General features: G+C 67.2%; 10 protein-coding genes. 6 read left to right on the top strand and 4 right to left on the bottom strand.

Features of this window, described 5'->3' with window-relative positions; genetic code table 11:
- Positions 1–2: 2 nt before the first annotated feature.
- The 6 genes from AC3WJI_RS04255 (at position 3) to AC3WJI_RS04230 (ending at position 7,908) form a co-directional block, all read left to right on the top strand.
- Positions 3–629 carry a hypothetical protein gene (locus AC3WJI_RS04255; protein WP_492756005.1) on the top strand — a complete coding sequence of 209 codons (627 nt, stop codon included), beginning with the start codon at positions 3–5 and terminating at the stop codon, positions 627–629.
- Complete coding sequence (locus AC3WJI_RS04250) at positions 626–1,276, top strand: DUF2059 domain-containing protein (protein WP_492756004.1); 651 nt, start codon at positions 626–628, stop codon at positions 1,274–1,276. Before AC3WJI_RS04255 ends, AC3WJI_RS04250 begins: the two co-directional genes overlap by 4 nt.
- Positions 1,276–5,778: a glutamate synthase large subunit gene (gene gltB, locus AC3WJI_RS04245; RefSeq protein ID WP_492756003.1), complete on the top strand. Its 4,503-nt coding sequence runs from the start codon at positions 1,276–1,278 to the stop codon at positions 5,776–5,778. The genes AC3WJI_RS04250 and gltB overlap by 1 nt, the downstream gene beginning before the upstream one ends.
- A 195-nt stretch (positions 5,779–5,973) precedes the next feature.
- Positions 5,974–6,390, top strand: coding sequence for a hypothetical protein (locus AC3WJI_RS04240; RefSeq protein ID WP_492756002.1), 417 nt, complete (start codon positions 5,974–5,976; stop codon positions 6,388–6,390).
- A gap of 45 nt (positions 6,391–6,435) precedes the next feature.
- Positions 6,436–7,107, top strand: coding sequence for a glutathione S-transferase family protein (locus AC3WJI_RS04235; RefSeq protein WP_492756001.1), 672 nt, complete (start codon positions 6,436–6,438; stop codon positions 7,105–7,107).
- A gap of 36 nt (positions 7,108–7,143) precedes the next feature.
- Entirely contained in the window at positions 7,144–7,908 is a 765-nt protein-coding gene (locus tag AC3WJI_RS04230; protein ID WP_492756000.1) for a 3-keto-disaccharide hydrolase, read from the top strand.
- 7 nt (positions 7,909–7,915) lie between these two features.
- On the opposite strand, the gene AC3WJI_RS04225 is transcribed toward AC3WJI_RS04230, so the two are convergent.
- From AC3WJI_RS04225 to fliR, 4 genes are read right to left on the bottom strand one after another with little or no spacing between them, the layout of a single operon-like run.
- Positions 7,916–8,314 carry a flagellar export chaperone FliS gene (locus AC3WJI_RS04225; RefSeq protein WP_492755999.1) on the bottom strand — a complete coding sequence of 133 codons (399 nt, stop codon included), beginning with the start codon at positions 8,312–8,314 and terminating at the stop codon, positions 7,916–7,918.
- A 4-nt stretch (positions 8,315–8,318) separates the two neighbouring features.
- Positions 8,319–9,725 (bottom strand): flagellar filament capping protein FliD, encoded by a 1,407-nt coding sequence (fliD, locus tag AC3WJI_RS04220; protein WP_492755998.1) that lies wholly within the window; start codon positions 9,723–9,725, stop codon positions 8,319–8,321.
- 42 nt (positions 9,726–9,767) lie between these two features.
- Positions 9,768–10,904, bottom strand: a complete 1,137-nt coding sequence (gene flhB / locus AC3WJI_RS04215; RefSeq protein WP_492755997.1) for a flagellar type III secretion system protein FlhB — start codon at positions 10,902–10,904, stop codon at positions 9,768–9,770.
- Positions 10,904–11,674 (bottom strand): flagellar biosynthetic protein FliR, encoded by a 771-nt coding sequence (gene fliR / locus AC3WJI_RS04210; RefSeq protein ID WP_492755996.1) that lies wholly within the window; start codon positions 11,672–11,674, stop codon positions 10,904–10,906. The genes flhB and fliR overlap by 1 nt, the downstream gene beginning before the upstream one ends.
- Positions 11,675–11,723 lie beyond the last annotated feature (49 nt).

Genomic DNA, 11,723 nt, shown 5'->3' with positions numbered 1-11,723 from the left:
TGATGCCTGCGCTTGCATTTGCGGCAGCGATGGTCGCCTGCGCAGCAGGCCGGGCGCAGGACGTGTCGGGCGCACAGGCGACGGAAGCACCGCCATCGGCCGTCGCCTTGACGCTCGCGCGCCAGATCGGGCCCGCGGGCCTCGCTTGGCTGCGCGGGCCCGCGGACGATGCCGATGCAGTGGCCACCGACATTGCGCAGCGACTGCTATCGACGCAGCTCGCCTGGCGCGGCGTCGGCTGCGAGCCTCGCAATCCCGAGTGCCGCGCGACGGCGGACCGAATGGCGCGCGAAGCGGCGCCTGCGGTCCTTACCGCCCGGCGCGAGGCCCGTGCGCGGCTAATGGCTTATATCATCGACGACCAGATGACGCCGGACGCGATCGCCGCAGCTTCGGCAGCGGCAAAGACTCCCGGAGGCCAGCGGATCGTCAAGCTCTTCGCCACGCTTGCCGACCCGAGCAAGATTTCTCCGGCGGTCGGACTGCGCTTCCAGCAGAGCATGGCGCCGAGCACGGTCGAGCGGACGCTAGGCGATCGCTTTTTCGACGCCACGAAGCATCTTCCGCGCGCGACTTCGCTGGCACCGCCGCCTCCGATCGCACCGACCCGTCCGAGGAACCCGCAATGAGCCCGTTCGCCCCCGCCCTGGCGCTGATGCTCGCCGCGCCGGCGCAAGCGGCGCCTGCGGCAGCATCATCGGTCGCGCAGGCGGCACCGGACCCTGCGCGGCTGGCCCTCGCCGACAAAGTCGTCGCCAAGCTGGTCCCGCAGGGCACTTATTTGCGGATGATGCGCGATTCGTTCCCGCAGATGATGGACGCGATGGTCGCGCGGATGAGCGGGATGACCGCCGCCGACATCGGCGAGAAGGACAAAAGCGGCAAGACGATCGCGCAGATCGCCGCCGAGAAGGATCCCGCCTTTCGCGAGCGCATGAAGATCATGACCCGCGTGATGAGCGAGGAGATGGGCAAGCTGATGGATCGACTCGAGCCGCGCGTCCGCGTCGCGCTCGGCAAGTCGTTCGCGCGCCGCTTCACGCTCCAGCAGCTCGGCGATCTGGACGCCTTCTTCGCGACGCCCTCGGGCGCGGCATTCGCGAAGGACTATCTGCTGACCTTCATGGATCCCGAGATGATGCAGGAAATGACTGCATCCGCACCCGAGATGATGCGCGCGATGCCGGCGATCATGGAGCGCGTCGAGAAGGAGACGGCACATTTGCCGCCGCCGCCCAAGCCGAACGAACCCGAGCCTGAGGCCGAGGAAAAGTGATGAACGAGACCGAACGCACCCGCCTCGCCCGCGAGGGCATGTACCGTCCCGAATTCGAAGGCGATGCCTGCGGCGTCGGCATGGTCGCGGCGACCGACGGGCAGCCGTCGCGCCGCGTCGTCCAGTCGGCGATCGATGCGCTCAAGGCGGTGTGGCATCGCGGCGCGGTCGATGCCGACGGCAAGACCGGCGACGGCGCCGGTATCCATGTCGACCTGCCGGTGCGCTTCTTCGACGACGCGATCGCCGCGGGCGGGCACCGCGTGCTGCCCAATCGCCTTGCCGTCGGCATGATCTTCCTGCCACGCACCGATCTGGGCGCGCAGGAAGCGTGCCGGACGATCGTCGAATCGGAGATCATCGAGGCGGGCTACACCATCTATGGCTGGCGCCAGGTGCCGGTCGACGTCTCGGTGATCGGGATGAAGGCGCAGGCGACGCGCCCCGAGATCGAGCAGATCATGATCGCGGGCCCCGAGCCCGACGCAGTCGACGCCGCCGAGTTCGAGAAGAACCTGTATCTGATTCGCCGGCGGATCGAGAAGCGAGTCATCGCCGCGCAGATCAACGGCTTCTACGTCTGTTCGCTGTCGACGCGCTCCATCATCTACAAGGGGCTGTTCCTCGCCGAATCGCTCAGCGAATTCTATCCCGACCTCAAGGACGAGCGCTTCACCAGCCGCGTGGCGATCTTCCACCAACGTTATTCGACCAACACCTTCCCGCAATGGTGGCTGGCGCAGCCGTTCCGCTGCCTGGCGCATAATGGCGAGATCAACACGATCCGCGGCAACAAGAACTGGATGCTCAGCCACGAGATCAAGATGGCGAGCCTCGCCTTCGGCGAGCAGAGCGAGGACATCAAGCCGGTGATCCCGGCGGGCGCGTCGGACACCGCCGCGCTCGACGCGGTGTTCGAGGCGATCTGCCGCTCGGGCCGCGACGCGCCGACCGCCAAGCTGATGCTCGTGCCCGAGGCGTGGGACGAGAACACGCCGGCCAGTCATCTGTCGATGTACAAATATCTCGCCTCGGTGATGGAGCCGTGGGACGGACCCGCTGCGCTGGCGATGACCGACGGCCGCTGGGCGGTGGCCGGCGTCGACCGCAACGCGCTCAGGCCGTTGCGCTATACCCAGACCAGCGACGGGCTGCTGATCGTCGGCTCCGAGACCGGCATGGTCCAGATCGCCGAGAGCTCGGTGGTCGCCAAGGGGCGGATGGGCCCGGGGCAGATGATCGCGGTCGATCTCGAGAACGGCGTGCTGTTCGACGATTTGGCGATCAAGGATCGCATCGCCGGCGAGGCAAATTATGCCGCGATGATCGGCGAGTTCGTCACGCTCGACGACCTGCCCGCGGCCGAGACCGGCGCCTATTACGACCGTGCCGAACTGACCCGGCGCCAGGTCGCGGCGGGGCAGACACTCGAGGACATGGAGCTGATCCTCAGCCCGATGGTCGAGACCGCGAAGGAAGCGATCGGGTCGATGGGCGACGATACGCCATTGGCCGTCATCTCGGACAAGCCGCGGCTGATCAGCCAGTTCTTCCGCCAGAATTTCAGCCAGGTGACCAACCCGCCGATCGACTCCCTGCGCGAGCGCCAGGTGATGACGCTCAAGACGCGGTTCGGCAACCTCGCCAACATCCTCGACGTCGAGGGGAGCAAGAGCCCGGTGCTCGTGCTCGAGAGCCCGGTGCTGACCAATGCCGACTGGCAGCGGCTGCGCGCGCATTTCGGCGGCCAGTGCGCCGAGATCGACTGCACGTTCGAAGCCAAGGGTGGACCCGAGGGGCTGCGCGCCGCGATCGCGCGGATCCGCTACGAGGCGGAGCAGGCGGTGCGCGCCGGCTGCACCGAATTGTTCCTCACCGACGAGCATATCGGACCCGACAAGGTCGCGATCGCCGGGGTGCTCGCCGCCGCGGCGGTGCACACGCACCTCGTCCGGCGCGGGCTGCGCTCTTATGCGAGCGTCAACGTCCGCACCGCCGAATGCCTCGACACGCATTATTATGCAGTGCTGATCGGCGTCGGCGCGACGACGGTGAACGCCTATCTCGCCGAAGCCTCGATCGCCGACCGTCAGGCGCGCGGGCTGTTCGGCGAGCTTAGCCTTAAGGATTGCCTCAAGCGGCACCGCAAGGCGATCGACGAGGGCCTGCTCAAGATCCTGTCGAAGATGGGGATCGCGGTGATCTCGTCGTATCGCGGCGGGTATAATTTCGAGGCGGTCGGGCTGAGCCGGGCGCTAGTCAACGACCTGTTCCCGGGGATGCCGGCCAAGATCTCGGGCGAAGGTTATGCCTCGCTCCACTTGAACGCGATGATGCGCCACGAAGCGGCGTTCGACCGCGCGGTGGCGGCGCTGCCGATCGGCGGCTTCTATCGCCAGCGGCACGGCGGCGAGACGCATGCCTATTCGGCGCAGTTGATGCACCTGCTGCAGACCGCGGTCTCGACCGACAGCTATTCCTCGTATCTGCAATTCTCGCGCGGCGTGCGCGACATGCCGCCGGTCTATCTGCGCGACCTGCTCGAGTTCAATTTCCCCAACGAGGGCATCGCGATCGATCAGGTCGAGGCGATCACCGAGATCCGCAAGCGCTTCGTCACCCCGGGCATGTCCTTGGGCGCGCTCAGCCCCGAGGCGCACGAGACGCTGGCGATCGCGATGAACCGGATCGGCGCCAAGGCGGTGTCGGGCGAGGGCGGCGAGGACAAGCAGCGCTACACGCCGTACGAGAATGGCGACAACGCCAATTCGGTGATCAAGCAGATCGCCTCGGGGCGCTTCGGCGTGACGGCGGAATATCTGAACGCCTGCGACGAGATCGAGATCAAGGTCGCGCAGGGCGCCAAGCCCGGCGAGGGCGGCCAGCTGCCCGGCTTCAAGGTCACCGAGTTCATCGCGAAGTTGCGCCATGCGACTCCGGGCGTGACCTTGATCAGCCCGCCGCCGCATCACGACATCTATTCGATCGAGGACCTGGCCCAGCTCATCTACGACCTCAAGATGATCAACCCGCGCGCCCGGGTCTGCGTCAAGCTCGTGAGCTCGGCGGGGATCGGCACAGTCGCGGCGGGCGTCGCCAAGGCGCATGCCGACGTGATCCTCGTCGCCGGCCATGTCGGCGGTACCGGCGCGAGCCCGCAGACTTCAGTGAAGTACGCCGGCACGCCGTGGGAGATGGGGCTGACCGAAGTCAACCAGACGCTGACGCTCAACGGGCTGCGCGGCCGGGTGACCCTGCGCACCGATGGGGGGCTCAAGACCGGGCGTGACATCGTCATCGCCGCGATCCTCGGCGCCGAGGAATTCGGCATCGGCACGCTCAGCCTCGTCGCGATGGGCTGCATCATGGTGCGCCAGTGCCATTCGAACACTTGCCCGGTCGGCGTTTGCACCCAGGACGAGCGGCTGCGCGCCAAGTTCGTCGGCACGCCCGAGAAGGTGATCAATCTGATGACCTTCATCGCCGAGGAGGTCCGCGAAATCCTCGCCAAGCTCGGTTTCTCGAGCCTCGACGAGATCATCGGCCGCACCGAATTGCTCCGCCAGGTCAGCCGCGGCGCCGAGCATCTCGACGATCTCGACTTGAATCCGATCCTCGCCAAGGTCGATGCCGACGACGCCAACCGGCGCTTCAGCCTCAACACCTTCCGCAACGAGGTTCCCGACAGCCTCGACGCGCAGATGATCCGCGACGCGGCGGCAGTGTTCTCGCGCGGCGAGAAGATGCAGCTGACCTACAGCGTGCGCAACACGCACCGCGCGGTGGGGACGCGGCTGTCGTCTGAAGTGACGCGCAAGTTCGGCATGTCGACGCTCGCCGACAACCACGTCCAGGTCCGTCTGCGCGGCTCGGCGGGGCAGTCGCTCGGGGCGTTCCTGTGCAAGGGCATCACGCTCGAAGTGTTCGGCGATGCCAACGACTATGTCGGCAAGGGGCTTTCAGGCGGCGTCATCGTCGTCCGCCCGATGGTCAGCTCGCCGCTCGCGAGCCAGGACAACACGATCATCGGCAACACCGTGCTCTACGGCGCGACCTCGGGCCGGTTGTTCGCGGCGGGCCAGGCGGGCGAGCGCTTCGCAGTGCGCAATTCGGGCGCCGAAGTGGTGGTCGAGGGCTGCGGCGCGAACGGCTGCGAGTATATGACCGGCGGCACCGCGGTGGTGCTCGGTACGGTGGGCATGAACTTCGGCGCCGGCATGACCGGCGGCATGGCGTTCATTTACGACGCCGACGCCAGCTTCGAGGCGCGCGCCAATCCCGAGAGCATCGTCTGGCAGCGGCTGTCCTCAGCGCATTGGGAAGCCAAGCTGCGCGGACTGGTCGAGGCGCATGCCGAGGCGACGGACAGCAAATGGTCGCAGGGTATCCTCGAGGACTGGGACCGCGCGGTCGGGCATTTCTGGCAGGTTGTGCCGAAGGAAATGCTCACTCGCCTGCCCCACCCGCTCGACGACACCGTGGAGGCTGTCGCGGCGGAGTGAGCCTGCTCGTTCATCCCCACCCCGGCGAAGGCCGGGGCCCAGTATCGAGCAATTGGGTAAAGCTGGACTGCTCTCTCGACTGACATCGCAACTGGGCCCCGGCCTTCGCCGGGGTGGGAGCATTCGTGCCGTTCAGCCTAGGCTAAGCTGTTGAGAATGATATATATGGCGTTCCTGACGACTCGGGAGAATGTCATGCGTCTGCTCCTCGCCACTACCGCGCTCTGCGCGATCGTCCTGCCCGCTGCCGCGCAAACGCGCGCGCAGGTCGAGAGCGTGCGCCGTCTGAACGACCCGATGGTGCAGGAAGGCGTGGCGCTCGCGATGAGCGCGCTCGCCGGAATCGTGCTCGACACCAAGGTCGGGCCGCTGGCACGGTACAGCGACGGCGATATTCGCCCCGATGACACGCTCCGCGACGTCGAGCGCCGCCGCGACCCGCAGTTCGAAGCCAAGCTCCACGACCAGACCCGCCGCGCGGTCGGCACCGTCGGCGCGGTCGCCAACGATACGCTGGCGATGTCGGGCGAATTGGCACGCACAGCCGACCGGCTCCGCGACGCGCTCGCGCCGCTGGCGAGCATGGCCAAGGCCTATAGCGACGATAATTGACGCATCGGCTGGACGCGCCGCGCGTCTCCAGTAGATACGGGCTGCATGTGGCAGCTCCTTCAATTCCCGCTTTGTCCCTTCTCGCGCAAGGTGCGCCTGCTGCTCGGCGAGAAGGCGATCGGCTATGAGCCGGTGCGCGAATCGCCGTGGCTGCGCCGCGACGAGTTCCTCGATCTGAATCCCACCGGCCAGGTGCCGGTGATGGTCGATACCGATCGCGGGGTGACCCTGATCGATTCGGCGGTGATCTGCGAGTTCTTCGAGGAGACCGTCAGCAAGAACGCGATGATCAACGGCACCGCCACCGACCGCGCCGAGATCCGCCGGCTGGTGATCTGGTTCGACCATCATTTCTACGGCGACATCACCGCGCCTTTGCTCCACGAGCGGATGATCAAGCGTGTCGTGCACAAGCTCGCGCCCGACGCCAAGGCGCTGCGCGAGGCGATGAAGGCCGCGGTCGCGCATCTCGATTACATCGATTACCTGCTCGACCATCGCACCTGGCTGGCCGGCCCGACGATGAGCCTCGCCGACCTGGCGGCGGCGGCGCAGATTTCGGTCGCCGACTATCTCGGCGGGATCGACTGGAAGAGCCACGACCAGGCCAAGCGCTGGTATATCGGCATGAAGAGCCGGCCCAGCTTCCGGCCCTTGCTGTCCGAGCGAATGGAGGGAATCGCGCCGCCGGCGGACTATGAGAAGTTGGACCTTTAAGGCGGTCGAAACGGCAGGATGGGAGACGTTCGAGGCATGAGACTGTTGCTGATCCCCGCGCTGACGCTGCTGCTCGGCGCCGCGCCTGCTCCTGAATGGCAGCGCCTCTTCGATGGCAAGACGCTTGACGGTTGGACGCCGAAGATCACTGGCCGTGCGCTCGGCGAGGACCCCCTGGGCACCTTCAGCGTGCGGAACGGTGCAATCCGCGTGTCCTATGCGAAATATGGCAACAAGTTCGCCGGCGCGTTCGGCCATCTCTTCTGGAAGGCGCCGTTCGGGGCCTATCGCATCCGCTTCGAATATCGGATGACCGGCGCGCCGCTGCCCGACGTGCAGAGCTGGCAGGTGGCCAATTCCGGCCTGATGTTCCATGCGCAGGCGCCTGCGACGATGGCGCGCGACCAGCAATTCCCAGTCAGCCTCGAGTTCCAGCTGCTCGCGGTGCCGCGCCCGACGCGCGAGCCGACCGCCAATCTCTGCACGCCGGGAACGACCGTGGTGTTCGAGGGCAAGCGCGATCTTCGGCATTGCATCCCTGGCTCGGGCCCCTTGATCCCGATGGATCGCTGGACCAAGGTCGAACTCGAAGTGCTGCCGAGCGGCGCGATCACTCATTTCGTCGACGGCAAGCCGGTGCACCATTATGCCGCGCCCGAACTCGATCCCGAAGACAAGGACGCGCAACCGCTGATCGCCGCCGCGGGCGGCAAGCTGGCTTTGCGCCGTGGCTATATCGCGCTGCAGAGCGAGGGGCACGCGGTCGAGTTTCGCGACATCGCGGTGAAGCCGCTCGACTGACCCCGCGCTACGCCGTGCGCACGTTAGCCCAGGCGCCGGCAATCTCTTCAAGGCTCGCCGCGGCGGCGCGGAACGGCGCCGGGTCGGTGTCGAGGCTCGCCTGCAGTACCTCTTGCCGCAAGCCGTGATAGAAGGTCGCCAGCGTGCGCGAAACCTCCCCGCCCTGCTCGAAATCGAGCCCGGCCTCGAGCGCGAACAGGATCGCAGTGGCGCGCGCGACACGGTCGCTCTTGATCGCGAACTGACGCGTTTCGGCGGCGCAGCCGGCAGCGCGCAGCGCGGCGACGCCCTCTTCGTATAGCAGGCCGACCAGGCGGTGCGGATCGGCGCCGGTGGTGCGCCCGGCGAGATCGACCTGGCGATAGGTCGCGGCGGGGTTGGCAAGCTGGGTGGCGTAGCGCGTCATGACGTCAATTTCCGCTGTTCCACGCCTTGATCTGCTGTTCGAGGAAGCTCTGCGTCGATTTGTACGCGGCCACCTTCGCATCCATCGCGGCGAATTGCTGCGTCATGCGATTGCGCATCTTCTCCGTCGCGGCGAGCACGTCTTCCTTCTCATCGGCAACCCGGTTCTGCGCCTTTTCGTAATTGGCCTGGCTCACGCCGAGGCCGGTATCCTTGTTGGTCGCCTTGGTGGCGATGTCCGACAGGGCCTTGGACAGGCCGGCGCCCTGCGCAAAGATCGCTTCGACATCGCCGGGGAAGTTGGTGAGCACACTCGCCAGTCGGGTGGCGTCGACACTCAGCGTACCGTCGCGCTGGGTCGCCACGCCGATATCGGCAAGCGAAGCGGGCGTATTGGCCGCCGCATCGGGCACGAGCTTGGCCAGCGTCATGCCCTTGAGCTGGCGGAGCAGGTCCTTGGCAGCGGGATCGCCGCGCAGCGGACCGTCGACCGCGTTGGTCGCCGCCTTCACCATCTTGTAGACCTCGTTATAGGTCTCGACGAAATTGGCGACCGATTGCTTTAGCTCGGTGGTGGGGGCCTTGGCGCCGATGTTGACCTTGGTGCCGATCGCGGTGCCGACCAGATCGAGGCGGACGCCGTCGATCAGCCCATAGACGCTGTTGGTGGCGAAGCTGGTCTGGACCCCGTCGAGCGCGACCACGGCGTTCTGCGCGGCGGTGTTGATCTGCGATCCGGTCTCGTTTCGGCCGATGTCGAGCTCGGTGAGCTGGCTGCTGCCCTTCAGCTGGAACGCCTGCGACGCGCCGGTCGCACCCTTGACCACCAGCCGCGCGCCGCTGGCGTCGGTCATGATCGAGGCCGTGACGCCGGCGTTCGCGGCGTTGATCGCGTCGACAACGCCAGCGAGCGTGTTGTGCGCCGAATCGATCGTAATCGCGATCGGCGCGGCGGCGCCGGCGGTGAAACTGGTCATTGCCGTGCCCGAGACGGTCGCGGTGCCGAAGGTGAGCGTGAGCGTGCCGGTGCCGACCACGGTCGCGCCGCCGCCGGTGAAGGGATTGGTGCTGGCGACCTGTGCCTGGGCGAGCTGGCGGACTTCGACCGAGGCATTGAGCCCGGTGAGATCGGCACCGGCGAGACGGGTCGCGGTGACCACGTCGCTCTTCGAGCTGGTCGGCTGGGTGCTGAGCGTGCCGCCGGCGGTGAGCGCGGCGAGTGCCGAGGCGAGATCGCTGATCGTGCTCTTGAGCTCGCCGACCTTGGAGATCTGCGCAGCGAGCGTGTCGCTCTTCGCGGCGAGCGCGGCGTTCTTGTTGGCAAAGCTCGCCTCGACCAGCCCGGTGACCAAGGCAGTGACGTCGACGCCCGAGCCGGTTCCCAAGGTCTTTGCGATCGATTCAATGGCCATTGCTTCCCCCTCTCCCCATCAACGGCAGCATGCCGGCGGGCTTTAGGCCGGCGTTGCGATTTGCTGGCCGTTCTCGTCGAACAGGGCGCCGGGCGGGACGGTGACCGGCGGTTGCGCGGCGCCGGCGCGCGCGTTGATCCCGAACACGAAGGCGAGGACGGTGGCGATGGCGAGATAGAGGTCGTCGCGGACCTCCTGCCCTTCGCGGCTCGTGTAATAGACCGCGCGGGCGAGCTGCGGATATTCGAGGACCGGCACTTCGAATTCGCCGGCGAGCTCGCGGATCGCCAGCGCGGTCTGTCCCCGGCCTTTCGCAACCACCACCGGCACCTGGTCCTTGCCCTGGTCGTAGCGCAGGGCAACGGCGAAATGCGTCGGGTTGGTGAGCACGACATGCGCGGTGGCGACGGTCTTGCGATAGCCGCCCTTGAGGATCTCGCGCTGGCGTTGACGCTGCTGCGCCTTGAGTTCGGGCGAGCCTTCGCTCTCCTTATGCTCCTCCTTGACCTCCTGCTTGGTCATGCGGAGCTGGCGGAAATGGCGGAGCATCTGGATCGGCAGGTCGACCCCGGCGATGACCAGCAGCCCCGCCGCCATCACGAACATCAGGGTAAGGAACTGGCCGCCGAGCGCACCGACCGCGCCGGGCAGGTCGGTGGCGACCTGGCCGAGCGACCGCGTGGTGATCGCGCGCAGCATCCAGGCGCCCATCACGCCGAGCAGCAGCACCTTGAGCAGCGCCTTGCCCAGCTCGATCAGCCCGGCCGGGCCGAGGATGCGCTTGAGCCCGGCGCCGGGGTTTATCCGCGACGCCTTGGGCGCAAACAACTTGCTGTTCCAGCCGAGCCCGCCGAGCCCCGCCTGGCTGAGGATCGCGGCGATGACGCTGAGCGCGAACAGCCCGCCCAGCGACGGCGCGAGCTTCCATCCGGCGGAGGCGAGCGGGCGCAGCGGCTCGAACTGCTCGACATCGCCGCGGCCGAACGAGAGGCAGGCGATCATCACCTGCTTGCACGCCTGGATCAGCGACGGGCCGAGGAACGCCATCCACACGCAGCCGGTGAGGATCACCAGCGCAGTGCCGAAATCGCGCGACTTGAGGAGTTGGCCCTGTTCTACCGCCTTGCGCTTGCGCTTGGCCGTTGGGGCTTCCGTCTTCTCGCCGAAGCTCTCCGACATCAGCCGAGCACCAGGCGCGGCGCGGCGTCGAGCGCCTCGCGGATGATGACGAGCAGGTAATCGCCCATCGCGGGCAGCGCGAGCAGGATCGCGACGACGCCCACCGCCAGGCTGGCGGGGAGGCCGACCGCGAACAGGTTGAGCGCGGGCGCGGCGCGGCTGAGCATGCCGACGACGACGTTGAGGCACAACAAAAGGAAGCCGACCGGGAGCGCCAGCAGCAGTCCGGCGAGGAAGACATAGCCGCCTAACAAGGCGATGCCGAGCAGCCGGTCTGGCGCGATCCAGGTGCCGGGCGGCAGCGCGGTATAGCTGCGCACGACGAGGTCGACGAGGACGAGATGGCCGTCGACCGCGAGGAACAGCAAGGCCATCAGCAGCGACAGGAACTGGCCGAGCGCAGGAGTCGAGTGGCCACTATTGGGGTCGACTGCATTGGCGAAGCCGAGCCCCATCGACATGCCGATCACTTCGCTCGCCACCATCGGCGCGGCAAAGGCGATCTGGAGCACGAAGCCGAGCGCGAGCCCGACCAAAGCCTCGGCGGCGATCGCGAGCATCGTGGTGAGCGCGAAGATTTCGGCCGGCGGGGTGATGTGGGTGGTGTTGATCACCAGCACCCCGATCGCCCCGGTGAGCGCGATCCGCGCGGGCAGCGGCACGGCGACCGCGCTGAACACCGGCGCCGCGATGAACGCCGCCCCGATGCGGACCATCGCGAACAAAAGCGCCCAGAGCTGCGGCTCGATCGAGAGCCCGAAGCCCATCATGCAGTTCCCCTCCCGCTTGCGGGAGGGGTTAGGGGAGGGGATGGGGTCT

The sequence above is a fragment of the Sphingomonas sp. FW306-1B-B10E genome, from assembly GCF_058782005.1.
This window is presented reverse-complemented; position numbering and strand designations above follow the sequence as displayed.

Coding starts and splice junctions, on each gene's coding strand:
- AC3WJI_RS04255 (WP_492756005.1), top strand. CDS start 3: ATGCCTGCGCTTGCATTTGCGGCAGCGATGGTCGCCTGCGCAGCAGGC.
- AC3WJI_RS04250 (WP_492756004.1), top strand. CDS start 626: ATGAGCCCGTTCGCCCCCGCCCTGGCGCTGATGCTCGCCGCGCCGGCG.
- gltB (WP_492756003.1), top strand. CDS start 1,276: ATGAACGAGACCGAACGCACCCGCCTCGCCCGCGAGGGCATGTACCGT.
- AC3WJI_RS04240 (WP_492756002.1), top strand. CDS start 5,974: ATGCGTCTGCTCCTCGCCACTACCGCGCTCTGCGCGATCGTCCTGCCC.
- AC3WJI_RS04235 (WP_492756001.1), top strand. CDS start 6,436: ATGTGGCAGCTCCTTCAATTCCCGCTTTGTCCCTTCTCGCGCAAGGTG.
- AC3WJI_RS04230 (WP_492756000.1), top strand. CDS start 7,144: ATGAGACTGTTGCTGATCCCCGCGCTGACGCTGCTGCTCGGCGCCGCG.
- AC3WJI_RS04225 (WP_492755999.1), bottom strand. CDS start 8,314: ATGACGCGCTACGCCACCCAGCTTGCCAACCCCGCCGCGACCTATCGC.
- fliD (WP_492755998.1), bottom strand. CDS start 9,725: ATGGCCATTGAATCGATCGCAAAGACCTTGGGAACCGGCTCGGGCGTC.
- flhB (WP_492755997.1), bottom strand. CDS start 10,904: ATGTCGGAGAGCTTCGGCGAGAAGACGGAAGCCCCAACGGCCAAGCGC.
- fliR (WP_492755996.1), bottom strand. CDS start 11,674: ATGATGGGCTTCGGGCTCTCGATCGAGCCGCAGCTCTGGGCGCTTTTG.